This is a genomic window from Streptomyces clavifer (assembly GCF_036345975.1).
Taxonomy (GTDB): domain Bacteria; phylum Actinomycetota; class Actinomycetes; order Streptomycetales; family Streptomycetaceae; genus Streptomyces; species Streptomyces clavifer.
Map to the genome: position 1 here is coordinate 319,420 of NZ_CP107794.1, position 23,715 is coordinate 343,134.

At 69.2% G+C, this 23,715-nt stretch carries 21 protein-coding genes and 1 pseudogene; all 22 read left to right on the forward strand.

Translation table 11 applies throughout. The features are described 5' to 3' along the window. Positions 1–24 precede the first annotated feature (24 nt). The 22 genes and pseudogenes from OG927_RS35160 (at position 25) to OG927_RS35265 (ending at position 23,712) form a co-directional block, all read left to right on the forward strand. Positions 25–549 (forward strand): copper chaperone PCu(A)C, encoded by a 525-nt coding sequence (locus tag OG927_RS35160; RefSeq protein ID WP_330321547.1) that lies wholly within the window; start codon positions 25–27, stop codon positions 547–549. Positions 550–812: 263 nt separating this feature from the next. Beyond that, entirely contained in the window at positions 813–1,460 is a 648-nt protein-coding gene (locus tag OG927_RS35165; protein WP_330321623.1) for a DJ-1/PfpI family protein, read from the forward strand. A 181-nt stretch (positions 1,461–1,641) separates the two neighbouring features. Next, complete coding sequence (locus OG927_RS35170; RefSeq protein ID WP_330321548.1) at positions 1,642–2,391, forward strand: aspartyl/asparaginyl beta-hydroxylase domain-containing protein; 750 nt, start codon at positions 1,642–1,644, stop codon at positions 2,389–2,391. 140 nt (positions 2,392–2,531) lie between these two features. Then, positions 2,532–3,935: an MFS transporter gene (locus OG927_RS35175; protein ID WP_330321549.1), complete on the forward strand. Its 1,404-nt coding sequence runs from the start codon at positions 2,532–2,534 to the stop codon at positions 3,933–3,935. A 41-nt stretch (positions 3,936–3,976) separates the two neighbouring features. Next, positions 3,977–5,038 carry a beta-ketoacyl-ACP synthase III gene (locus OG927_RS35180; protein ID WP_330321550.1) on the forward strand — a complete coding sequence of 354 codons (1,062 nt, stop codon included), beginning with the start codon at positions 3,977–3,979 and terminating at the stop codon, positions 5,036–5,038. After that, positions 5,035–5,271, forward strand: a complete 237-nt coding sequence (locus OG927_RS35185; protein ID WP_330321551.1) for an acyl carrier protein — start codon at positions 5,035–5,037, stop codon at positions 5,269–5,271. Before OG927_RS35180 ends, OG927_RS35185 begins: the two co-directional genes overlap by 4 nt. Positions 5,272–5,320: 49 nt before the next feature. Continuing rightward, positions 5,321–6,211, forward strand: a complete 891-nt coding sequence (scoE, locus tag OG927_RS35190; protein ID WP_330321552.1) for a (3R)-3-[(carboxymethyl)amino]fatty acid oxygenase/decarboxylase — start codon at positions 5,321–5,323, stop codon at positions 6,209–6,211. After that, positions 6,208–6,741, forward strand: a complete 534-nt coding sequence (gene scoD, locus OG927_RS35195; protein ID WP_330321553.1) for a (2E)-enoyl-ACP glycyltransferase — start codon at positions 6,208–6,210, stop codon at positions 6,739–6,741. Before scoE ends, scoD begins: the two co-directional genes overlap by 4 nt. Positions 6,742–6,786: 45 nt before the next feature. Continuing rightward, the gene (locus OG927_RS35200; RefSeq protein WP_330321554.1) at positions 6,787–8,379 is read left to right on the forward strand and encodes a long-chain-fatty-acid--CoA ligase; all 1,593 of its coding nucleotides are present in this window, start codon (positions 6,787–6,789) and stop codon (positions 8,377–8,379) included. A gap of 47 nt (positions 8,380–8,426) precedes the next feature. After that, the gene (locus tag OG927_RS35205) at positions 8,427–8,696 is read left to right on the forward strand and encodes a phosphopantetheine-binding protein (RefSeq protein WP_330321555.1); all 270 of its coding nucleotides are present in this window, start codon (positions 8,427–8,429) and stop codon (positions 8,694–8,696) included. Further along, positions 8,683–13,080 carry an amino acid adenylation domain-containing protein gene (locus OG927_RS35210; protein ID WP_330321556.1) on the forward strand — a complete coding sequence of 1,466 codons (4,398 nt, stop codon included), beginning with the start codon at positions 8,683–8,685 and terminating at the stop codon, positions 13,078–13,080. The genes OG927_RS35205 and OG927_RS35210 overlap by 14 nt, the downstream gene beginning before the upstream one ends. 8 nt (positions 13,081–13,088) lie before the next feature. Then, entirely contained in the window at positions 13,089–14,129 is a 1,041-nt protein-coding gene (locus OG927_RS35215; protein ID WP_330321557.1) for an ABC transporter substrate-binding protein, read from the forward strand. Positions 14,130–14,185: 56 nt separating this feature from the next. After that, on the forward strand, positions 14,186–15,151 hold the full coding sequence (locus tag OG927_RS35220) for a FecCD family ABC transporter permease (RefSeq protein ID WP_330321558.1): 966 nt from the start codon (positions 14,186–14,188) through the stop codon (positions 15,149–15,151). Then, a complete protein-coding gene (locus OG927_RS35225; protein WP_330321559.1) occupies positions 15,148–15,999 on the forward strand; it encodes an ABC transporter ATP-binding protein in 852 nt (283 codons plus the stop codon). The genes OG927_RS35220 and OG927_RS35225 overlap by 4 nt, the downstream gene beginning before the upstream one ends. A 79-nt stretch (positions 16,000–16,078) precedes the next feature. Further along, a pseudogene (locus OG927_RS35230) lies at positions 16,079–16,581 on the forward strand (universal stress protein). A 508-nt stretch (positions 16,582–17,089) separates the two neighbouring features. Continuing rightward, the gene (locus OG927_RS35235) at positions 17,090–17,263 is read left to right on the forward strand and encodes a hypothetical protein (RefSeq protein ID WP_330321560.1); all 174 of its coding nucleotides are present in this window, start codon (positions 17,090–17,092) and stop codon (positions 17,261–17,263) included. Between the two features lie 652 nt (positions 17,264–17,915). Next, positions 17,916–18,197, forward strand: coding sequence for a hypothetical protein (locus tag OG927_RS35240; RefSeq protein ID WP_330321561.1), 282 nt, complete (start codon positions 17,916–17,918; stop codon positions 18,195–18,197). A 200-nt stretch (positions 18,198–18,397) separates the two neighbouring features. Further along, on the forward strand, positions 18,398–18,634 hold the full coding sequence (locus tag OG927_RS35245) for a ferredoxin (protein WP_330321562.1): 237 nt from the start codon (positions 18,398–18,400) through the stop codon (positions 18,632–18,634). A 176-nt stretch (positions 18,635–18,810) separates the two neighbouring features. Further along, positions 18,811–20,397, forward strand: coding sequence for an ABC transporter substrate-binding protein (locus tag OG927_RS35250; protein ID WP_330321563.1), 1,587 nt, complete (start codon positions 18,811–18,813; stop codon positions 20,395–20,397). Beyond that, positions 20,394–21,344 (forward strand): ABC transporter permease, encoded by a 951-nt coding sequence (locus tag OG927_RS35255; protein ID WP_330321564.1) that lies wholly within the window; start codon positions 20,394–20,396, stop codon positions 21,342–21,344. Before OG927_RS35250 ends, OG927_RS35255 begins: the two co-directional genes overlap by 4 nt. Next, positions 21,341–22,195 (forward strand): ABC transporter permease subunit, encoded by an 855-nt coding sequence (locus tag OG927_RS35260; RefSeq protein ID WP_330321565.1) that lies wholly within the window; start codon positions 21,341–21,343, stop codon positions 22,193–22,195. The genes OG927_RS35255 and OG927_RS35260 overlap by 4 nt, the downstream gene beginning before the upstream one ends. Then, entirely contained in the window at positions 22,192–23,712 is a 1,521-nt protein-coding gene (locus tag OG927_RS35265) for an ABC transporter ATP-binding protein (protein WP_330321566.1), read from the forward strand. Before OG927_RS35260 ends, OG927_RS35265 begins: the two co-directional genes overlap by 4 nt. Positions 23,713–23,715: the final 3 nt, after the last annotated feature.

The following is a 23,715-nucleotide window of genomic DNA, read 5'->3' on the forward strand; positions in this document are numbered from 1 at the left end:
CTCTCCGCAAGGGAGCGCGCGTTCATGAAGAACCTCCGTCCGCCAAGGCCCGGCCGCCTTCGCCGTGCCCGCGAGGCGGCCGCGACGGGCACGGCGGTGGCCGTTGCCTTCCTCGCCGCTGTCGGCGGCCTTTCCGCCTGGACAGCCGCCGGCTACGCGGGCAGCCCCGCGAACATCGAGGTACGGGAGGCCCGCGTGCTGCTGCCGGTGATGCCCGGGCGGAACACCAACGCCTACTTCCACATCGTCAACACCGGCGGCGCGTCGGACCGGCTCCGCTCGGTCTCCTCCTCGGCGGCATCGGCCCCGGAGCTGACCACGCATCGTATGAACGCGGCGAACGGGGCCTACCGCGAGCGGTCCGGGGCCGTGGGCATCCCCGCGTACGGGGAGGTGAAGATGTCCCCGTACGGCGTGGCCGTGACAGTTCGCGCCGACACGGCGTGGCGTTCCGGAGAGCGCGTCACATTCACCCTCGACTTCCAACGGTCCGGGACCGTCACCGTGGACGCAGTCCTACGGCCGGTCAGGCTGGGGTCCGCACCCTGAGCAGCGTCAGCGGGCCGGGAGCTCACCGGCGCCTCGTCGCCCCGTCATTTCTTCCGTGACGGGAACTCAAGTGGTGAGGCGTCCGACTATTGACAGGACACGGAAGCTGTTCTTCACAAGAGCCAAAGCGGTACCCCGACTCGGTACGAGAAGTTTCCACCTCGGCGTGCCGAGCGAATACTGCACCGGGTCACCTCTCAGCTTGCCCGAAATCAGTCTCCGCTCGTTCTCCTGCCATGACCGATCCGAAGAAGGAGATTTACGTGCAGGTCGCGATCGTTCTCTATCCCGGTTTCACCGCTCTGGACGTCATCGGTCCCTACGAAGTCCTGGGCCGCCTGCCTGGGACCCAGGCCGTCTTCGTGGCCGAGAATCCCGGCCTCGTGACCAACGACCTGGGCAGCCTGTCGATCAACGTCGTGAAGCACTTGGACGAGGTGCCCGGTCCTGATGTGGTCCTGGTCGGTGGAGGTCCCGGGCAGGCGGACCAGATGACGGACGGCGCTCTGCACTCCTGGTTGCGAATGGTCGACCGTTCCGCGACCTGGATGACATCGGTCTGCACGGGATCGCTGGTGCTGGCCGCCGCCGGAGTCCTGTCCGGTCGCCGGGCGACGACCCACTGGGGAGCCTTGGACCAGCTCACCCAGTTCGGTGTGACGCCCACACCGGAACGCGTCGTCATTGACGGCCACTACGCGACCGGTGCCGGCGTCTCGGCCGGTATCGACATGGCCCTGACGCTGGCGGGACGGATCTCGGGCGACGACGTGGCGCAGGCCGTGCAGCTTCTCATCGAGTACGCGCCGCAGCCGCCCTACAACGCGGGAAGCAGGGAGACAGCCTCGGGCGATGTCGTCGACACCCTGTTCACCATTTTCGGCCCCGATAAGTCTAAAGAAAGTGACTGAGCCCGGCCCCTTCCCCGCAGGATGCGATTCCGATCGATTTTTTCGCTACGGCGGGAACTCGACCGGACCGCCATTCGACTTTTAACACGAAGCGGCCACCAACCCTCGATGAGGCCGCTGCGGCGCAGGTCTTGACGCATGGTCGGGACCTTCGCGGAACGGGCAAGGGAAGGAATGCGCGATGCAGCCGACGTACGAACAGTTCGCCGTGATACGTGAGGAATTCGGCCCCGACTCGCTGGCGCGAGTGGAGGAGATGATGGCCCCGGGAGGAATGCCGAGACATCCCCTCCAGGCGGGCGCCAAGTGGATCCTGCCAGGAATTTCACAGCAGCCCTGGCACGATCCGCGGAGCGATCCGGCCATCGCCTCGCTGGTCGACGCCTTGGAGAACGCGCACGGCGCGATCCGCTCCGAGCACGAGCGCGCCTGGCAGACACGCCGTACGGCGTTCTCGGACTACGAGCACTACCTCACCCGCCAAGACGACTGGCAGTCCCTCTACATCTACCAGGACGGTCAACTCAAACCAGAGTCCGTCGAGTTGGCACCCACTGCCTACAGCGTCATCAGAGATGTCGCCGTCGCCGACGGACTCATCTGTCCGCTCCTGGAAAGCCACTTCTCCACGTTGCTCCCGAGGTCCCGTATCGCACCGCACAGCGACCTGTGGAACTTCAGCATCAACCTCCACTTCGCCGTCGACATCCCGGACGACTGCGACATCACAGTCGCCGGTGAGACACGTACCTGGGAGGAGGGCCGTTGTCTGCTCTTCGACTACTCCTTCGAGCACCATGCCGAGAACCGCGGTGAGCGCCCCCGGACCTGTCTCCTGGTCGACCTCTGGCACCCCGAGACGACTGTGCCTGAACGCCGGGCGCTGACTGTCCTGGTGACGGAGGTACGGAAGCTGCTCGCCGACATGTGAGATCCAGCGTGGCGCCCCGCATCATCCCCCCCGGCGTCCCGGGCCCGTGCCCGACGACGGGGCGACCCCCGGCATGCCCACCCGCACCGACCGCTCCTGCTCGGCCTGGTCGCCAGGCCCACACCCAGAAAGGGACGATCATGTCCGCGACCGCAGCCGAGTCGACGGCCGGGCGCCAGCGCCTCGGCCTCCCCGTGGTCGTCCTGGCGCTCGCCCAGCTCGTCATCTCCCTCGACTACAGCATCGTCTACGTAGCGCTGCCGGAGATCGGCCTCGGCCTCGGTTTCTCCGACCACGACCTCCAATGGGTGGTCAGCGCGTACGTCGTCACCACTGGTGGCTTCCTGCTGCTCGGCGGTCGCGCGGCTGATCTCCTGGGCCGCCGCCGGATGTTCGTCCTCGCCACGGCGATCTACGCGGTCTCCTCCCTGATCGGCGGTCTCGCCCAGTCGCCCGGTGTGCTGCTCGCAGTCCGCGCGGCCCAGGGGATAGGCGGCTCCCTGCTGTTCCCCGCCACGCTTTCGCTCATCAACACCACGTACGCCGAAGGGCCGGTGCGCAACCGGGCGCTCGCGATCTGGGGCGCTGCCGGTGCGGGTGGCCTGTGTTTCGGCTCGCTGCTCGGCGGTGTCCTCGTCCACGGGTACGGCTGGCCTTCGGTGTTCCTGGTCAACGTCCCCGTGGCTCTGGCCCTGGCCGTGCTGGGGCGGCTGCTCTTCCCGGCCGACGCGCCCCGGGACCGTACGCGTCGTTTCGATGCGGCCGGGGCGCTGGCCGCCACCGGCGGGCTCACCTTGGTGGTCTTCGTGTTGGTGTACGCGCCCGCCTGGGGTTGGATGCGCCTCGCATCCCTCGCTGCGGCAGCGGTAGGGATCGTCTTCCTGGTGCTCTTCGCCGCCATCGAGCGCCGAGCTCCGGATCCGCTGGTGCCCGTCCGCCTCTTCCGGCACAGAGGGCTGGTCCTGGCCACGGCGGTGGCGGCTCTGTTCAGCGCGACGTTCAGTTCGCTGCCGTACTTCCTCACCCTGTATTTCCAAGCCGTGCGGGGTTACGACGCTTTCGTCACAGGGCTCTGCTTCCTGCTCCCGGCCGTCGTCGTCGCTGCGGGCACCCAGGCGGGGCCGCCCGCCGTCGCCCGTTTCGGGACGCGGCGGCTGCTGGTCGGGGGGCTGGCGGCCGGTGCCGTCGGCGCACTCGCCCTGGTGCCCGCCGTCGCAGTGGAGGGCTCCTACCTGTCGCTGTTGCCGGGAATCGTCCTCATCAGTCTGGGACAGGGCTCAGCCTGGACTGCCCTGTGGATCGCCGCCGCCTCGGGCGTGGCTCCGGGCGACCAGGGCATTGCCTCCGGGATCGCGTCCACCTCCCTTCAGATCGGCGGCGCCGTGGGCCTCGCCCTGCTCGTTGCTGCCGCCTCCGGCATCGGCCAGCAGTCCTCCGCCCCGGCGCTGCTTGACGGCATACGGACCGCCCTGCTGGCGATGTCCGTGGCCCTGGCGCTCGGCGCGCTCGTCGCCCTCGCGACCCGGAGGGCGACCTCTCCGTGAACGCCCTCACGCCTGCGACCACGCTACCCACCAGGAGAACCATGTCCGCGACTTCCGCCGGGCGACCCGACCGCGTCGCCGTGCTGTGCGGCGTCGGAGGACACCTGCCCCGGCACAGGGTGGGCAACGACGAATTGGCGGCGCGGCTCGACACCGACGACGCCTGGATACGGACCCGGACCGGCATCCGGTTCCGGCACCTCGTCGCCCCGCACGAGGCCACGTCCGACCTGGCCGTCGCAGCGGGCCGCCGAGCCCTGGCGAACTCCGGTACAGCCAGGGCCGATGCCGTCGTGGTGGCCACCACCACCCCTGACCGGTCCTGTCCCGCCACGGCTCCGTTGGTTGCCGCACGGCTCGGGCTGTCCGGGGCGGCTGCCTTCGACATCGGCGCGGTGTGCACCGGGTTCGTCTACGCCTTGGCCGCCGGAGCGGGGCTGATCACCTCCGGTGTGGCGGCCCGCGTCCTGGTGATCGGTGCGGACGTGTACTCCCGCATCGTGGACCCGGCCGACCGGCAGAACGCCGTCGTCTTCGGGGACGGGGCGGGGGCCGTTGTCCTGCGCGACGGGCACGCCGACGAACCCGGCGCACTGGGCTCCTTCGACCTCGGCAGCGACGGCGACCACGAGGACATGATCACCGTCGCGGCCGGCGGCTCCCTCCTCCCCGCCGACCCCTCCCGCACCTCACACACCGAGCGGCACTTCGCGATGCGCGGCAGGGAGGTCTACCGCCACGCGCTGGCCCGGATGACGGACTCGGCCCACACCGTGCTGGACCGCTCCGGCCTGACCGTGGACGACGTCGACCGTTTCGTGCCCCACCAGGCCAACCTCCGCATCCTGCGCACCGTCGCCACCGACCTGGGCCTGCCCGCAGACCGCTGCGCCACCCACGTGGAGAGGGTGGGGAACACCGGAGCGGCATCCATCCCGCTCGCTCTCGCCGACGACCACGCGAACCGGCTCCTGCGACCGGGCCACCAGGTCCTGCTCACCGCCTTCGGAGGCGGCCTCACCTGGGGCTCTTGCCTCCTCACCTGGCCGGAACTGCCCCCGGCTGCCGAACCTGCCCACCACGAACAGGAATCCGCCCCGTGACCGCCACCTACGAGCAGCTGGTGTCCATCCTCACCACTCTGCACGACGCCCCTGCTGACCACTTCCGGCCCGAGGCGACGTACGCCGACCTCGACGTCGACTCGCTGACGTTGGTCGAGATCAGCATCCACATCGAACGGCACCTCGGCGTCACCGTCGAGGACAGCGAACTCGTCCCGGACCTCACGCTCGGCGCGACCGCCGAGCTGATCGACGCCCGCCTGGCCGCCTGACGCGATCACGGCCCAACACACTCGCCACCGCATCAGAAGGAGCACCAGCGTGCGCATCACCGACCACACCGGAACCGCCATCGGCGCATCCGTCGAGGACTTCGACCACACGTCGGCCTCGGAGAACGACATCGCGGCACTCAAGGAGACCGTCTACCGCCGCAAGATCGCTGTCCTCAAAGGGCAGCGCCTCACCCCGCAGGAGTTCTTGGAGCTGGGCCGGCGGCTCGGCCGCCCGGAGACGTACTACGAGCCGATGTACCAGCACCCCGAGGTCTCCGAGGTGTTCGTCTCCTCCAACGTCCCCGAGAACGGCAAGCAGGTCGGCGTCCCCAAGACCGGCAAGTTCTGGCACGCCGACTACCAGTTCATGCCCGACCCGTTCGGCATCACCCTGATCTATCCGCAGGTCATACCGGCCAAGAACCGCGGCACGTACTTCATCGACATGGGCGCGGCCTACGAGAGGCTGCCCGATGACCTCAAGGGCGAGATCGAGGGCACACGCTGCCTCCACTCCGTACGCAAGTACTTCAAGGTCCGACCCCACGACGTCTACCGGCCGCTCTCGGAGATCATCCAGGAGGTCGAGGAGAAGACGCCCCCCGTCCGCCAGCCCACCGTCTTCACCCACCCCATGACCGGCGAGAAGGTGCTCTACCTCAGCGAGGGCTTCACCGTCGGCATCGAGAACGAGGACGGAAAGCCGCTCGACGAGGAACTTCTCCAGCGGCTCTTCGAGGCGACCGGACAGCTCGACCGCGACTTCGAGCACGAGAACATCCACCTCCAGAGCTTCGAGCAGGGCGACCTCCTGGTCTGGGACAACCGCAGCCTCATCCACTGCGCCCGGCACACCACCACGCCCGAGCCGACGGTCTCCTTCCGCGTCACCATCCACGACGCGCGCAAGCTGCACGCCGGACTGGAGGCGGCATGACCGTCACCGACACCGCCCCGACGCGCACCTTCGCCACCGACCAGGAACTCCTGCCCCGGGTGCTCACCCCGTACAAACACCACTGCCGCTACCTGCTCACCGCCGAGGTGTCCGCCCTGCCCGACGGACTCTCCCGGGTGGGTGCGACGTTCGCGATCCCGGAGTCCTGCTACATCGACGACACCGGCCACCTGAACGCGGTCGAGGTGAACATCGCCTACAACCAGATGATGTATTACCTCGTCGCCAAGTCGGTGAAGGAAAGGCTGCTGACCGGCTTCGAGAGCTGGACGCTGGAGGACTTCTGGCGCCATCAGCTGCCGGACATCCTCATCGCCCGCTTCGCCTCCCGCTTCCAACGGCCCGTCGACCCGCGGGACTTTCACGGCGAGATGGAGTTCCGCTCCGTCGAACGGCGCTCGCCCGGCGGCAAGCCACTTCTCATGGCCACCACCGCCTACCGCTACGGCGACGCCCAGGACGGACGGTGCGACGGCGACGCCACCCTCGCCTTCGTCAACATCACCTGACCTCCCCGCCCGCCAGCGCGGGCCGGTAACGGACGGACATCACACATGGAATCCCCTGACAGCCCACGACCGGGCCCCCGGCTGCATCACAGGCTCACCACACTCGTCGACACCGTCCGCTTCCACGCCGAACACCAGCCGGCCGGCCTGGCGGTCATCTGCGGCGACACCACCCTCACCTACGCCGCACTGCACAGTGAGAGCAACCGCACCGCGCAGGCGCTGCGAGCGGCAGGTCTCACTGCCGGCGACCGGGTCGCCTACCTCGGCAAGGAGTCCGAGCGCTACTACGAGATCCTCTTCGCCTGCGCCAAGACCGGAACTGTCCTCGTCCCGGTCAACTGGCGGCTGACGTCACCAGAGGTCAGCCACATCCTCCACGACTCCGGCACCCGACTCCTCCTCGTCGAGGACGAGTTCCGGCCCGTCGTCGACGGTATGCCCGCCACACCGCCCGAACACATCGTCGTCCTCGACGCGGCCGAAGGCTACGCCGCCTGGAAAGCCGCCGGCACCGGAGCCGCCGAGGCGTACGCGGCCACCCGCGACACCCCGGTAGCTCAGCTCTACACCAGCGGCACCACCGGGCTGCCCAAGGGCGTCGTCCTGCCCCACCGCAGCTTCTTCGCCATCGCGGACGCCATGGCCGAAGCAGACGTCGACTGGATCGACTGGCGGGCAGGAGACATCGCGCTGATCGGCATTCCCGGCTTCCACATCGGCGGCCTCTGGTGGGCGACGCAGAACTTCAACGCCGGGACCACCGTCGTGGCGATGCCCGCCTTCGACGCGGCCGGGGCGGTCGAGCTGATCCACCGGCTCGGGATCACCACCGCCTGCGTGGTCCCGGCCATGCTGCGCATGATGCTGACCCGGCCCGGCGTCACCCCGGCCGATTTCGCCACCTTGCGCAAGATCGTCTACGGCGGGTCTCCGATCTCCGAGACTCTGCTGGAGCAGAGCATGGCCGTGTTCCGCTGCGAGTTCGCTCAGATCTACGGGCTCACGGAGACCGGCAACACGGCCGTCTGCCTGCCGCCCGCCGTCCACGAACCCGGCTCGCCCCTCATGCAGGCGGCGGGCCGCCCCTACCCGGGCGTGCGGGTCCAAGTGATCGACGACCACGGCACGGTGCTGCCGCCCGGGGCCGTCGGCGAGGTCTGCCTGGCCACACCGGCGCAGATGCTGGAGTACTGGAACCTCCCCGACAAGACCGCTGAGACGCTCGTCGACGGCTGGATACGTACCGGGGACGCGGGCTTCGTCGACGAGGACGGATACGTCTTCATACGCGACCGGATCAAGGACGCCATCCTCGTGGCCGGGGAGAACGTCTACCCGGCGGAGATCGAGAACGTCCTGGAGCACCACCCCGGCGTCGCCGAGGCCGTGGTCGTCGGCGCGCCGGACGACCGGTGGGGCGAGTACGTCCACGCCTTCGTCGTCCCCGCCGACCTGGGCGGCGAGCCCGTCCGCGCCCGCGACCTGCACACCTTCCTGACCCCCCGGCTGGCCGCGTTCAAGCTGCCCGCGAAGTACGAGTTCATCGACCACGTCCCCCGTAACCCCAGCGGCAAGATCCTCCGCCGCGAACTGCGGAACCGGTTCTGGGACGGCTCCGACCGCAAGGTCAACTGACCCCCGCCCACCCGGAAACGCCCGCCACGCACAGCGAGGGGATCACCATGCCCGCAATCCTCACCCTCCAGCAGTTCCGTGCCGATCTCGCCGAACTGCTCTACCAGGAGCCCGAAGAGGTCGACCTCGACGACAACCCCGTCGGCGCGGGACTCGACTCCCTGCGCGTCGTCACGCTCCTTGAGCGCTGGCAGGAGTACGGCATCGACGTCTCCTTCATCGACCTGGCCGAACTGCCCTCCTTCCAGCACTGGTGGCAACTGCTTGACGAGCGACAGCGAGCACGACAGGAAGCAGGACACCATGGCGACATCTGAGAACGACCTGCGCCGCCACCCACTGCTCGGCGCCCAGGAGGGCATCTGGACCGGGCACCATCTCGACACCTCCAGTCCCGCCTACAACACGGCCGAGTACGTGGTGATCGAGGGCCCGGTCGACGTGGACCTCTTCGGGGCCGCCCTGAGCCGGGTGGTCGAGGAGACCGAGGCCCTGCACTGCGTCTTCATGACCGACGACGACGGGCACCCTTGGCAGGTCGATACCGCCGTCCCTCGGTGGGACATCCACACCGCCGACCTCTCAGAAGCGCCCGATCCCCACGCCGCCGCGCTCGCCTGGATCGACGAGGACGTCGCCCGCCCCGTCGACCTCACCCACGGCCCGCTGTTCGGCCACGCCCTGTTCCGCCTGGCCCCCGACCGGCACCTCTGGTACCACCGCGTCCATCACATCGCACTCGACGGCTTCGGCCTCTCCCTGGTCGCCCGCCGCGTCGCCGACCTCTACACCGGCCTCGTAACCGAAACCGAGCCGGGACCCAGCGGCTTCGGCACCCTTGCCTCCGTACGCGAGGAGGAGGCCGCCTACCGTACGTCCGAGCGGTACACCCGCGACCGAGACCACTGGAACGGCCGGTACGCCGACCGACCGGAGGTAGCCACCCCGGCAGGCCGCTCGGCGCTTCCGGGCGCCTCCTTCCTCCGGGACGCGGCGGATCTCGACGCCGGCACCACAGCGGCGCTCCGGACCACCGCCCGTGCCCTAAAAGTGTCCTGGTCGGAGATCCTGCTCGCGGTCACCGCCGCCCACCTCCACCGCGCCACCGGGGCACCCGAGATCGTGCTGAGCGTCCCGGCGATGGGCCGCTTCGGCTCGGTTTCCCTGCGCGTGCCCGCCATGGTCCGCAACGTGCTGCCGCTCCGGGTGACCGTGGGCCCGGACGACAGCCTGCGCACCCTGACCGCCGCAGTCTCCCAAGAGGTGCGCGCCGCCCTCCCGCACCAGCGCTACCGCTACGAACAGATCCGCCGCGACCTGCGACTGGTGGGCGGCGGACGGCGCCTCTCCGGACCCGGCGTCAACATCATGCCTTTCGCCTACGACCTGCGCTTCGCCGGACACCGCAGCACCGTGCACAACGTGTCGGCCGGCCCCGTCGACGACCTCGCGTTCAACGTCTACGACCGCTCCGAAGGCACCGCCCTGCGCTTCGCCGTGGACGCCAACCCCGACCTCTACACCGCCGCCGAGGTCGCGGATCACCGCAGCGCCCTGTTCAGCCTCCTGACGGAATCGGTTGCCGACCCCGACCGGCCGTTCACCGCTCTGCGCCCCGTACGAAGCGCACGCTGCATGGCGCCGATCCACATCATCGAAGGGGACCCGCTCCCCGCACCGCCGCGCCCCGTACTCTCGCTCATCGCCGATCATGCGACCCGCCGCGGCGGCGCGGTGGCCGTCGAGGAGGGCGACCGGAGTATCTCGTACGCCGACCTCTTCGGAGAGGCCCTCCACATTGCCCGGCGGATCGCCGGACACGGGGTGAGCCGCGGTGAACTGGTGGCCGTGGCCCTGCCCCGGGGCATCGACGCCGTCACCGTCCTGCTCGGCATCATGGCTGCGAGGGCCGTCTACTGCCCCTTCGACCCCGGCGCCCCGACGGATCGCACTGCCGCCCTGCTCACCTCCGCCGCGCCTGCCCTCGTCGTCACCGAGCAGCGGTACGCCCACCTCTTCCCGAACCGCGAGATCATGCTGATCGACGCACCGCCGGGCACCGAGCCCCACCAGCCCCCGCTCTCCACCTCGGGGCCCGACGACCTCGCCTACGTGCTCCACACCTCCGGTTCCACGGGGGAGCCCAAGGGCGTCGAGGTCGGGCACGGCGCGCTGACGCACTTCGTCGCGGCGGCGGGCCTCCGCTACGGGCCGCAACGCGACGACCGCGTGCTTCAGTTCGCCCCCCTCCACTTCGACACCAGCGTCGAGGAGATCTTCCTGACCCTGTGCTCCGGCGCCACCCTGGTGATCCGTGAGCCGGACATGACGGACTCGGTCCCGCACTTCCTCTCCGTATGCGAGCGTCTGGCCGTCAATGTGCTCGACCTGCCGACCGCGTACTGGCACGAGCTGGCCTACGCCTTGTCCACCGGGGCGGGAGATCTGCCGAGCACGGTGCACACCGTGATCGTCGGCGGCGAGGCGGCCCTGCCCGAGCGAACGGCCCGCTGGCGCAGGGCCGTCGGCACGGACGTCCGCCTGGTCAACACCTACGGCCCGACCGAGGGAACGGTGGTGGCCACCGCCGCCGACCTGAACGACCCCGCCCTCGCCCCCGACGACACCCCCGTGGGCCGCCCCCTGCCCGGCAGCCGGGTCGCCGTCCGCGACGGGGAACTGTATCTGCTGGGCCCCGCCCTCGCCCACGGCTACCGCAACCTACCCAAGGAGACCGCCGAGCGGTTCGTCCGGCTGGACGGGCTGCCCGACACTCCGCGCGCCTACCGCACCGGTGACCGCGTGCAGCTCGGGAAGGACGGCCTCCTGCGCTACCTCGGGCGCCTGGACGACGAGTTCAAGATCAGCGGCCACCGGGTCCAGCCGGCCGAGGTGGAGAGCGCCCTGCTCTCCCACCCCGGCATCAAGGACGCCGCCGTGGTGGGCCAGGTACTGCCCGACGGCACCCGCAGGCTCACCGCCCACCTGGTCGCCGCCGAGGATCAGCCCCCGCTCTCCGCGGTACGCGACCACCTCAAGACCCGGCTGCCCGCAGCGATGATCCCCACCTCGCTCAACTTCCTGGCCCGACTGCCCCTTACGCTGTCCGGCAAGACGGACCGCGCCGCCCTGCTCGCCCAGCTCCCGTCGCCGGGGGTCACTGCCGGAACCTTCCAGGACCGCACGCTCACGAAGGCAGTGACCGACGTCTGGCGTGAGGTGCTGGCGGCCGGAGACCTCACCGAGCACGACGACGTCTTCGACCGCGGGGCCCAGTCCCTCCAGGCCATCCAGGCAGCCAACCGCCTAGCGGCCGAACTGGGCAGGGAAGTGAAGGTGGCCTGGCTCTTCCAACACGCCACTTCCGCCGCTCTCGCCGCATACCTCGCAGCCGAGTCCGGCTCCGGCCCCGACAACCTGACGACCGGGTCCGTACTGCCCTCCACCCTGGCTGCCGGCACGATCCTCACCCCCGGTATCCAACCGGGAGCCGACACGGCTGCCTGGCCGCCCCAGAGGGTCCTGCTCACCGGAGCCACAGGCTTCGTCGGAACCCACCTGCTTACCGAACTGCTGCGCCGCACCGATGCCGAGGTGGTCTGCGCCGTACGGGCCGCGAGCCCCGACACAGCCCTGGAACGCGTCCACTCCGCGCTGGCTGCGGCCGACCTGCCGCTGCCACCGGACCAGCACCACCGCGTGACTGCTTTTCCGGCCGACCTCGACCGGCCCCTGCTGGGCCTGGGCGACGAGCAATGGGACGAACTCAGGGCCACTGTCGACGCCATCGTCCACAACGGCGCGGCGGTCAGCGTCGTCCGTGACTACACCGCGCTTCGCCCGGCCAACACAGACTCCACCCACGATCTGCTGCGGCTGGCCGCTCCGCGACGCATCCCGCTCCACTACGTCTCCACCCTCTCCGTCGGCCCGCCCCGCTCCCTGAGCGCGGAGTTCACGGAGTCGTTCCTCCCTGCCCACGAAGGGCTTCGCTACGGCTACCAGCAGACCAAGTGGGCCTCCGAACACCTCCTGGAACAGGCGGCTGAGCGTGGTCTGCCCGTCACCATCCACCGGCTCGGCCGCGTCGTCGGACCGATCGGTACAGGCAGGGTCAACCGCCAGGACTTCCTGTGGACCGTCCTGCGTGCCGGAGTGCCTGCGGGCCTTGTGCCCGACCTCTTCACGGAGGAGTCCTGGACCCCGGCCGACCGGGTCGCCGCCGAGATCGTGGTGACCGGCCCCGGCACGCGGCACCCGGCGGCGGTGGTACACCACCACGCGGGGACCCCGGTGCGCCAGGAGGATCTGCACCGCTGGCTGCGCGAGTACGGATACACGGTCGAGGCCCTGGCCCTGGACACCTGGCGGGAGCGGATATCTCAGGACGACGAAGACGCCGCAGCGATCCTGGCGTTCTTCGACTCCCTGCCCGACGCCCCGATCGGAACGGACGGAGACCTCGCCCTGGCGACCGTTCAGGCCGACCACGTGCGCGCAAGCCTCCTTGCAGCCGGAAGCCCCGTCCCGCCCACTCACCCGGTGATCGACCGGGCGGCCTTCTTCCGGCAACTGGACCACTGCGTGGCCCAAGGTGACCTCCCGGCCCCCACTGCACCCGGCTCTCAAAAGCCGGGAACTGGCTCCGAACCCCGTCCGACTCTTGATACGAACCCCGGCCGTGAGCCGGCCTCTAACTAGGAGCACACATGTCCACCAAGCGGATCGCCGCCCTCGGAGTGATAGCCGTCGTCGGCCTCGCGACCGCCGGATGCGGGGACTCGTCGGACGGGAAGACCGCGGCAGCCGAGAAGCCCGCCGCCTCGTCCCCGGCCGGCGGCTACCCGGTGACACTGGAGAACTGCGGGGTGAAGCAGACCTTCACCAAGGCCCCCAGCAGAGTGGTCGTCATGAACGGCGCCTCGGTCGCCGAGGTCTCCACGCTGCTGGCCCTCGGACTCAAGGACCGCATCGCCGTCAACCAGCAGACCTACGGCATGTCCGAAGTCCCGGGCCGAGCCGACGCGATCAAGTCCTTGCCGAAGGGGGACATCAAGCTCAACGACGCCTTCGACATCCCCCGCGAGGCGATGCTCGCCCAGCGCCCCGACCTCGTCCTGTCCACCACCGCCTACGGTTTCGACGCCAAGAACGGCTTCGCCACCCGCGACCAGCTCAAGCAGGTCGGCGCCAACAGCTACATCTCCCCGCAGGGCTGCGACCAGGACACCTCCAAAATGACCATGGAGGACAGCCGGACCCTGCTGCGCGACATGGGCAAGGTCTTCGGCGTCAGCGACCGCGCCGAGAAGCTGATCGCCGAGTCTGACAAGCGCACCGCTGAGATCGCGGAGAAGGTCAAGGGCGAGAAGAAGCCCAAGGTCATGGTGCTCTTCTCCAACATGACCATGGGCGGCAACGACTTCAGCTCCGTCGTCGCCAAGGGCATCTACAACGACATCCTCGCAAACGCCGGGGGCACCAACGCCTTCGAGAATGCCGCCAAGGGCTCCTTCGCCGACCTCAGCAAGGAGAAGGTCGCCGCCGCCGACGTGGACGCCCTCGTCGTCATCAGTTACAACGACCCCGACCCCACGGCCTACGCCAAGAAACTGCTCAAGGAGTTCCCCCAGTGGACGGCCGCGAAGAACGAGGCGTACGTGGTGCTGTCCGACTCGATCTACCTCGGCCCCAGCAACGACGTGGCCGTGGAGAAGATCGCCAAGACGCTCCACCCCGACGCGCTCTGACCGGACTTCGGCTCTCTCTCGGCGTCGCCGTCCTGCTCGCCGCGCTGATCGCCGCCATGATCACAGCGATCAGCATCGGCGCGGTGACCATACCGGTCGCCGACGTCTGGACCATCGTGGCCCACCACATCACAGGGCAAGGGGCCACGGACGACCCAGCACTGGACCAGATCGTGTGGAACTTCCGCACACCCCGCGTCCTGCTCGCGGCCCTCGCCGGAGCCGGACTGGCGGTGGCCGGTGCAGTCCTGCAGACCCTCGTCACCAACCCGCTGGCCGACCCGACCGTGCTCGGCTTCTCCTACGGGGCCTCCTTCGGAGCGGTCCTGGTCATCACCCTGGGCGGGATCGGCATCGGAGGCGTGGGGGTGGCGGGGGCGGCCTTCCTGGGTGCTCTCGCCACCGGGGCGGTGGTCTTCGCCCTCGGCCGCCGCCGAGGACGACTGGCACCCACCCGCCTCGTCCTCGCGGGCGTGGCGGTCGGCTACGTCCTGCTCTCCGCGACCAGCTTCGTCCAGCTCTGGGCCACCCCCACCGAGCTGCGCACCGTCATGTTCTGGATGCTCGGCAGCGTTGCCGGAGCCCAGTGGAACCAACTGCCCGTCGTCGCGACCATCGTCCTGACCTGCACCGCCCTGCTCGGGCTCTTCGGCCGGCAGCTCAACGCCGTCCTCGCGGGCGACGAATCCGCCACCGCACTCGGCGTGGACGTCAACCGCCTGCGCGCCGTCCTGCTCGTCATCACCGCGCTGCTCACCGGCTCGGTCATCGCGGTGGCCGGGGGCATCGGCTTCGTCGGGCTGATGATCCCCCACCTCGTACGCCTCACCGTCGGCGCGGACAACCGGCGGCTCCTCCCGCTCACCGCGCTGCTCGGAGCCGTCTACCTCGTCCTCGTCGACCTCCTCTCCCGCACCCTCATCCGCCCGAACGAACTGCCGCTCGGCATCCTTACCGCCCTGCTCGGCGCCCCGTTCTTCGTTTGGCTGCTGCGCCGCAACAAGGGCTTGGACACCGTATGAAGCTCACCGTCGACCAGGTCCACGTCGAACTGGAAGGCACACCCGTCCTCCAAGGAGTCGACCTGGAGGTCCTGCCCGGAACCGTCGTCGGACTCGTCGGCCCCAACGGCAGCGGCAAATCCACCCTTCTTCGCACCGTCTACCGGTCACTGCGCCCCACCCGGGGTGTCGTCAAGGTTGGCGAGGACGACGTCTGGCGCCTCGCCCCCCGCACCGCAGCCCGCCGCACTGCCGCCGTACTCCAGGACCCGGCGGGCAGCACCGGGGGACTGTCAGTGAAGGAGATCGTCGAGCTGGGCCGCACCCCCCACCACGGACTGGTCGGCCGGGAGGGCCCCGACGACCGCCGCGCCGTCGCCGACGCGATCGATCGCTGCGGCATCCGCCCTTTCGCGGCAAGGGAGTACGCCTCCCTGTCCGGAGGCGAACGCCAACGTGTTCTTCTGGCGCGCGCCCTGGCCCAGGAGCCGCGTCTGCTGGTCCTGGACGAACTGACCAACCATCTCGACATCCGAGCCCGCTTCGAACTCCTCGACCTGATCCGTTCCACAGGAGTGAGCACTCTCGCGGTCTTGCACGATCTCGACCTCGCCGTTCGCCTCTGCGACCACCTGGTGATCCTGAGCGACGGAGCCGTGGCGGCGGCCGGACCGGTTCTGGAGGTACTCACTCCGGACCTTCTCGCCGTTGTCTTCGGCGTCCACGCCACCACCGAACGCCACGCGGACGGCGTCATCCGCATCACCTACGCCGCCCGGCCCATCACGAGCGGCGGCAGACCGGCACCGGTTAATGAGAGGAGCCCGGAGAACTACGACACCCACCTGACCAGGACGACCGAACACTGAAGCGCGGGGGAATGCCGCCCGGAGCCCTCGGACCGCCGTTCAATGGAAGTCCGGGACAGGACGACCAGGAGGACATGCGGTGCGGCGGAGAGTTGTGGTCGGTGTGAGTGGTTCCCTGGGAAGCCTCACGGCCCTCCACCGGGCCACTGCCGAAGCCCAGGAGCGCAACGCGGAACCCTGGCCTGGCAACTGCCCGGTGGAGGGCTGGGCAGCCGTGCCACGTACGGCACCGCCGTGCTGAGGGAGTGCCGGGAAACGGCGGTGGAAGATCTGTGCACGGTTCTGGACACGGCGTTCGCCGCCGGAAGGCGGGGAGTCACTCTGGTCGGGCGTACCGTTCGTGGCGACCCGGGGGCGGTTCTCGTCGATGCTGTTCGGTCGTCCGACGATCTGTTGGTCGTCGGCACAGGCATCCGCGGCAGGTGGCTCCCTGGACTACGGGCGCCGGTGGCCAGGCATTGCCTGGCACACGCACCGTGCCCTGTGCTCGCCGTCCCCCCGAACCCGCTCGAAGTCGAAATCGCCGCAGTACGGCGCAGGACGTGGTCCGTGCCGTACATGACGAGGGAACCAGGGCGATGAGGGGCCCAGGGTGGCTCGCGTGCGTGGGCCAGGAGTCTGAAAGCGGCGGCGAGGTCAAGTCGGAACCCCTGCGGAGGAAATCCTGGACAGCATCTCGTGTGAGACAAATGAACCCTGTGATGTCCTTTTCGGATGATTGCTTGGATTCGTTCCCCTCCGCGCCACAGGAAACCATCATTCAGGAGGTGCTCGGCTGCTTCGACGCCTACGCCCGTATCCGCAGGACACGCGACAGCATCTGTGCTCCCATCCGCTTCAGCCCTCGAGAAGAACAGCGCGCGTATGATGATCTGCAGCATGCCGTGGCTCGGTTGCGCATCCTGAGTCAGCAGTTCGACTCAGCCGAACCCGCTGGAGGCCCGTCACGAAACGGCGAGCTTCCGCACGGTCCTCAGTCCGGTGCGCGATCCACATCTACCGTTGGTAGATGACGGGCCCTCGCCCCACTGCCGGTTACTCCCAGCACTCCGACATCTGCACTTCAGTTCGATGCCCAGAGGTGGCGGTGGTGATCGTCCTTCCTCGCAGCGACCGCGGTATGAAGCGGCTCCTCTACGCTCTCCTGCTTCCTGCGACGGTGCTGATCGTCGTCGGATCCCTCACCGAGGCGCTGTGGCTGCTCGGGATCGGAGCCTGGATGCTGATCGGCGCGCTGCTCATTGAATTGATCTACCGGCCCTGATGCGTCGGCAGTCAAGCATCCGGGGCGCACTGCCGGGCCGCAGATCCCGACCCGAGCCCCCGTGAGGGACAAAGGCTGCTCGCTGCCACGGTCGAGGTGCTGCCGTACTGCAGGTTGCCATGCAATGCCATATTGCCCGTGCCGAACCGACATACGGCCGTGACGCTCATTTGACGCTCGGGTCGTCCGCTGACCTCGCTTCGGGACCCGAAAGCCTCTCTGGCCTGCTGCTTTGCCGTCTGCGTCCAGTGCGACAAGTTTTCGATTACTCATCATGTGGAGAGCGCGCTGTTCGGGAAGCCGTCGCTCCTGGTTCAAAGTCCCAGAAAAGTCCCAGGGACTCCGTCACACCCCGCCTCGACTCGCATTTGTGCAGGTCAGAAGGGGTGTGGCGGTGCCATTTTGCAGGCTTTCAGATGTTCCGGAAGAGACCAGCGAGGCCTGTGACCTGCCGCGATGGGCGTGTGGTGGCCGCTGAGCTGCGCGAATGGACTTCCCAGAAACGTCCCAGGGGACTCCCGCTGCCGATGGGTGTCTTTCGGCTCTCTACGGCAGTACGGGCTCGTCGAACGCCTCGTTCTTGACGAGAACACCGGGCCTGAATGTCGAGTGCCTGGTGCTCAGCCGATGCCTTGCGGATCGTGGGGTCCTGATGATCGACCACGACTCCTCGGCCGCCGACGGCAGTGAGCTGGCGGTGCCGGTCAACCTTCGCACGCTCTATGGCGCGCGGCCTGCCGCGCGAGCCCGGCGGGCGAAGGCGCAGGAGCCGATCGAGCGGCATGTCACCGGGGGTCGCTTCCGGATGACTGATCCCGATGACGACGAGGTCGCGGAATGGCGGCGCGTCGTCCGTCCTCCCGGCGTAAGGGGTGCGGCCTGGGTGTGGGTTGGGCGGCGACGGTCGACTCCTGCGGTCGCGGGATGCGGGTGAAGGCCCCTGGGTGGAGCCGGGAGCCCTGAAGGTGTGCAGGCCGCCGCTCGGTTTCGCTGGCGACGAAGGGCTGGTGCGGGTCGAATCGCCCTTGGTGTTGAGAGGGTGCCTCCAGATGTGTTGAATATGAATATCGTTATCAACTACTGTGTGGGCGATGACGTCACCGACGTCATCTGAAACACAGGGGAGGAGTCTGCGTGAGTGCGACTGGTCGGCCGACCGGACCGGAGCGGGTCCGTGCTGAGCGGCACCTCTGCGTAGGGGCAGGGCAGTGCGTGCTCGCCGCACCGGCCGTCTTCGACCAGGCGGTCGACGACGGTCTGGTGCTCGTGCTGGACCACACGCCGCCCGCCTCCGAACTGTCGGCCGTACGCGACGCGGTGTGGGCGTGTCCGTCAGGCGCCGTCACCTTGCGCGAAGGCGCCGTCGACTGACCTATGCGGATTCCGGCGCGGAGCTGCCCCGACGGCTGTGCGCCCCCGGTTCGCATCATGAAGCTCGATCGGCTTCGGCCGGCCGCATGCGTGCACCCCCGTATGCGGCACGTGACCGCCTCTGTGTCCGCATTCCTTTCATCTCGGATCTGATCAGCATTTCTTCAAGGAGAAGCATGTCCAGACAGTTCGACCGCCGCGCCTTCCTACGCCGCAGCGCTACGGGAGTTATGGCTCTGGCCGTCGGGCCCGGCCTGCTGGCGGCGTGCTCGACCGATGACCCCTCCACCTCGGGTAAGGCCGGCGGCGGTTCCTCACCCCGCACCGGTGGCACGCTCCGCGCGGCCTTCGTGGGGGGTGGCGCCTCCGAGACGCTGGACTTCTTCAACGGCCCTTCGGCGCTGGACCTGGTCCGGGCCCGAGCCTGGCACGGCACCCTGGGAAATCTCGATCCCTCCGCCCCTGACGGGGTGCGCTACGGAGTGCTCAAGGGGATCGACATGGCCGAGGACCTGTCCACATACACCCTGCACGTCCGGCCCGGCGTCCGTTTCACCGACGGGTCGAAGCTGACCTCTGCGGACATCCTGCATTCACTGTCCGCACTCGCGGGCAAGAGCATGCTGCCGGTGTACAAACTGGCCGCTGTGAACTTCGACCTCGCAGCCGCCAAGGCGGACGGTGATCTCAAGGTCGTACTGCCCACGCTGCGGCCCATCGCAGACGGCCGCATGATCCTGTGTCAGGGGAACTTCCTGGTCGTCAAGGACGGGACCCGGCGCTTCGCGCAGGGAATGCCGAGCTGCGGGCCCTTCCGGCTCAGCGAGTTCACGCCCGGTCAGGGATCCGCGTTCACACGCTACGACGACCACTACGGGCAGGTGCCCCACCTCGAGGGCCTGGAACTGCGGTCGATCGCGGACTCGACGGCCCGCGCCGGAGCGCTCACCAGCGGCGAGATCGACTTCGCCCATGACCTCTCGCCGGTCACCGCACGCACGCTCGCGGACAACGGGAAGGTCGAGCTCGCTCCCACGAGCAGCCCGTATCTCGTGGGACTGTCGTTCCAGATGAACATGAGCGTCAAGCCCTTCGACGACCCCCGGGTGCGTGAGGCGTTCAAGCTCGCGGCGAACCGTGAGGCGATGGTCAAGACGGTGTTCTACGGAAACGCGGTGGTGGGCAACGACCTGCCGTCCATCGGCTTCCCGGACTACGCGGAGAGCGTGCCCCAGCGTGCCTACGACCCGGACAAAGCAAGGAAGCTGCTGAAGGCGGCCGGGGCCGAAGGGGTGAAGGTCGAGCTGACCACGGGCCCTGAGACTCCCGGAATGGTGGAGATGGCCACGCTGTACGTCGAGGACCTGAAGAAGGCGGGTGTCCGGGCATCGGTCCGCGAACTGCCTGCGGGCCAGCTCTTCGCAGACTTCGCAGCGTACAGCCGCCTGCCGCTCGCGGCCTCGTATCAGATGCCGATTCCCGCGCTGTCGACCTACCAGATGAGCACGGCCGGCGGTTCACCGTCAGCCTTCGGCTGGAAGCATGCCGAGGTCGACGCCCTGGTGGCGAAGTCCCGTGCCGAGCGCGACGGGGCCGAGGCCCGGAAGCTGGGTACGGCGGCACAGCGCAAGCGCTGGGACGAGGGGAACCAGGTACTGCCGGTCTTCAAGCCGAACCTCAACGCACAGGCCAAGGGCGTGGGCGGAATCCGGGACGATCTCTTCGAGCAGTTCCCGGGCTTCTCTCAGGCGTCCTTGGCGTGAGTCAGCTCTCCTTCGTCGGCCGCCGACTCGTGGGCGCGGCCGTCCTGCTGGTCCTGTTGTCAGCAGTGATCTTCGCGATCACGGTTGTGCTGCCGGGTGACGCGGTCAGCGCGGTGGCCGGTGTGGACGCTTCGCCGGAGGAACGCGCCGAGGTCCGTGCGGAACTCGGCATTGACCGGTCCATGACCGAGCGGTACGTGTCATGGGCGGCGGACGCCGTCAGGGGAGACCTGGGTACCGGGTTCGTCGGTCACCGGCCGGTCATGGACGTTCTCGCCACGCGGCTGCCGAACAGCCTGCTGCTGGCCGGCCTGACGCTCGCGTTCACCGCGCCTCTCGCCGCGCTGCTCGGTCTCTGGACCGGGCTGCGCGGCGGGGCCGCGGACCGTTGGGTCTCCAAGGTCATGCACGCCGCCGCCGGGGTGCCCGAGTTCGTCCTCGCGTCGCTACTGGTCGCAGTCCTGGCTGTGCAGTTCCAGCTCCTGCCGCGTGTCTCACTCATTCCCCTCGGCGGTACGCCGCTCGATGTGCCACGCGCACTCGTCCTGCCGGTACTGACGCTCAGCGCGGTCGGTCTGGCCGTCGCCACCAGGCTGTTCCGTGTGTCCGTCGCCGAGGTGGCGGCAACGCCGTACGGGGAATCGGCCCGGCTGAACGGCGTCCGGGGGGCCCGCCTGGCGGTGCGCCACATACTCCCCAACGCGGCCGGCCCAGCCATCCAGGCGCTCACCCTCACCACCGGGGCGCTGGTCGGGTCCGGCGTGGTGGTGGAGAGCGTCTTCGACTATCCGGGGATCGGACGGGAGCTGCAACTGGCCGTGTCCGCGCGGGACATACCGATGGTCCAGGGGATCGCCACCGTCCTTGCCGCGGTCATGCTGGCGATCCTCCTGCTGGGTGACATCTGTGCGTGGTGGCTCAACGCACAGAGAAGGCGCGGCGCATGACCAAGGTTTTGACGAGGGACCGCGCCATACGTGCGGCCGGCCCCCGGGCTCGCCGACGCCGACCGCCGTATCTCGCCGGAGGAATCGCGCTCCTCGTGCTCGCGCTCGCGCTGCTGGGCCCGCTGGTGGCCCCGTACGGCGCGTCCGAGCAGGTCGGGGCGCCCTTCCAGCAGCCGGGCGGAGGGTTGCTTCTCGGGACCGACATCCTCGGCCGGGACGTAGCCAGCCGGGTGCTGGGCGGGGGCCGGACGATCGTGCTCATCGCTGTCGCCGGGACAGTGCTCGCCGGTGTCATCGGGGTGACCGCCGGCGTACTGGCCGCCATGGTCTCCCCCCGCTTCGGCGACTTCGTGCTCCGGGCCGTAGACGCGCTGGCCGTACTGCCGGCCCTCCTGCTCATCCTGGTGCTGGCCGCGGGCTTCCCTGGCAGCGATACCGCTGTCGTGGCAGCCGTCGCACTCGCCACCGCGCCTTTCTCCGTCAGGGTCCTGCGTGCTGCGGCAGATTCCATCCTCACCAGCGGATACGTCGAGGTCGCCCGCGCCCGGGGCGACAGTCGAATGGCCGTGTTGCGCCACGACGTGCTGCCCAACATCGCTGGGCCGGCTCTCCTGGACACCGCCCTGCGTCTGGTCGCCTCGCTGCACCTCACCGCAACAGCCGGGTTCCTCGGTCTCGGACGGGGTGGTACAGCGCCCAACTGGGGACGCATGGTCAACGAGAACCTTCCGGGGGCCACGTTGGCACTCGCCCCCTTTCTTGTTCCGGCCCTGTTGCTCGTAGTGCTGTCCGTATGCGTGGGTCTGTTGGCCAGTCGGCTCGCGGACGCCGCAGGAAGAGGTATGGCATGACCAGCACGTTCGCCGAGATCCAGGGACTGACCATCGGCCCCACGGCCGGGGGCCCGCCCGTGCTGCTCGACGCCTGCCTGTCCGTGGAGCGCGGGCAGGTGCTCGGGGTGGTGGGGAGGTCGGGGTCCGGGAAGAGCAGCCTTGCGTTCGCCCTGCTCGGCCATGTCCGGCCCGGCCTGGAAAGGCGTGAGGGGGGTGTCCGGGTAGCCGGAGCCGACCCGTTCACGAGGCAGGGCGCCCGACGCCTCAGGGGACGCGTCGTGTCCTTCCTGGGCCAGGACCCCGCCTCCTCCCTCAACCCCGCGCTGCGGATCGGTCAGCAGATATCCGAGGCTGTGCGGCTGCGGAACGGCGCGGCGAGCGCGGAAGTGGTCGCGGCGGAGACCGAGTCGCTGCTCCAATCCGTGCGGCTGCCCGCCGACCGGGCGTTCCAGCGGCGGGTGCCGCACCAACTCTCGGGCGGGCAGGCGCAACGGGTGGCTCTCGCCCTTGCTCTCGCGGGCTCTCCGGACCTGCTGGTCCTGGACGAACCGACCAGCAGCCTGGACACGGCGCTGGCGACGCGGATGCGCGCACTGCTGGCCGAGGTGCTGAGCGGGGGCGAGCGCGCCGCGGTACTGGTCAGCCACGACCCGGCCTGGATCGGTTTCGTAGCGGACGACGTGATCCGTCTGGAAGGCGGCCTGATCACGTCATCCCCCACCTCGCCGATGCCGGCGGCCGCTCCGGCCCCGGCGCCCGGGCCTGCGGGGGCGCCCGCAGGCCGTCCGACCGGCGGGCTGCTGTCCGTGGAGGGCCTAAGGGCCGTTCATGGACGCGAAACCGTCCTGCACGACGTCTCCCTCACGGTCGACGGCGGTAGCTGTACGGCCGTAGTGGGCCCCTCCGGTTCCGGAAAGACCACCCTGGCCCGCTGTCTCGTGGGGCTGCACCGGTACACCGCAGGGAGCGTCACCTGGCGGGAGGAGCACACCCCGACGGATGGGGGCGCCGCCGTCCAGTTGGTTGCCCAGGACGCGCGTGGCGCGCTCAACCCGCGCGAATTGGTGCGTACGGCGCTCACGCGACCGTTGACGAGGCATCGAGGGCTGCCGGCCGATGCGGCGGCGACTGAGGCCGTCAGGCTGCTCGACCTGGTCGGTCTGGTCCCCGAAATCCTGGGACGACGACCGGGCGAGCTGTCAGGTGGTCAGCGGCAACGGGTGTCCCTTGCGCGGGCACTGGCTGCCGGACCGCGTGTTCTGGTGTGTGACGAAATCACTTCGGCACTCGACCCGGAGACGGGGAGCGGGGTCCTGACCCTGCTCAACACACTGAGACGGACGCTGGGACTGACCGTCGTGATGGTGACGCACGACCTGGCGGCTGCCGCCCGCTGCGCCGACAGGATCGTCGTCCTGGACGCGGGGCGGGTGGTCGAAGCCGGCCCCGCGGAGCGTGTCCTCGTACACCCGGAGCACCCGGTGGCCCGGGAGCTGGTCGGCTGTGCCGGGGAGCCGACGTCCCGTGGTGCGTAGGGA

Bases quoted from the DNA above. Each gene is read 5' to 3' on its own strand.
- OG927_RS35160 (WP_330321547.1), top strand. From the start codon at position 25: ATGAAGAACCTCCGTCCGCCAAGGCCCGGCCGCCTTCGCCGTGCCCGC.
- OG927_RS35170 (WP_330321548.1), top strand. From the start codon at position 1,642: ATGCAGCCGACGTACGAACAGTTCGCCGTGATACGTGAGGAATTCGGC.
- OG927_RS35175 (WP_330321549.1), top strand. From the start codon at position 2,532: ATGTCCGCGACCGCAGCCGAGTCGACGGCCGGGCGCCAGCGCCTCGGC.
- OG927_RS35180 (WP_330321550.1), top strand. From the start codon at position 3,977: ATGTCCGCGACTTCCGCCGGGCGACCCGACCGCGTCGCCGTGCTGTGC.
- scoD (WP_330321553.1), top strand. From the start codon at position 6,208: ATGACCGTCACCGACACCGCCCCGACGCGCACCTTCGCCACCGACCAG.
- OG927_RS35200 (WP_330321554.1), top strand. From the start codon at position 6,787: ATGGAATCCCCTGACAGCCCACGACCGGGCCCCCGGCTGCATCACAGG.
- OG927_RS35205 (WP_330321555.1), top strand. From the start codon at position 8,427: ATGCCCGCAATCCTCACCCTCCAGCAGTTCCGTGCCGATCTCGCCGAA.
- OG927_RS35210 (WP_330321556.1), top strand. From the start codon at position 8,683: ATGGCGACATCTGAGAACGACCTGCGCCGCCACCCACTGCTCGGCGCC.
- OG927_RS35215 (WP_330321557.1), top strand. From the start codon at position 13,089: ATGTCCACCAAGCGGATCGCCGCCCTCGGAGTGATAGCCGTCGTCGGC.
- OG927_RS35220 (WP_330321558.1), top strand. From the start codon at position 14,186: ATGATCACAGCGATCAGCATCGGCGCGGTGACCATACCGGTCGCCGAC.
- OG927_RS35225 (WP_330321559.1), top strand. From the start codon at position 15,148: ATGAAGCTCACCGTCGACCAGGTCCACGTCGAACTGGAAGGCACACCC.
- OG927_RS35240 (WP_330321561.1), top strand. From the start codon at position 17,916: ATGATCGACCACGACTCCTCGGCCGCCGACGGCAGTGAGCTGGCGGTG.
- OG927_RS35250 (WP_330321563.1), top strand. From the start codon at position 18,811: ATGTCCAGACAGTTCGACCGCCGCGCCTTCCTACGCCGCAGCGCTACG.
- OG927_RS35260 (WP_330321565.1), top strand. From the start codon at position 21,341: ATGACCAAGGTTTTGACGAGGGACCGCGCCATACGTGCGGCCGGCCCC.
- OG927_RS35265 (WP_330321566.1), top strand. From the start codon at position 22,192: ATGACCAGCACGTTCGCCGAGATCCAGGGACTGACCATCGGCCCCACG.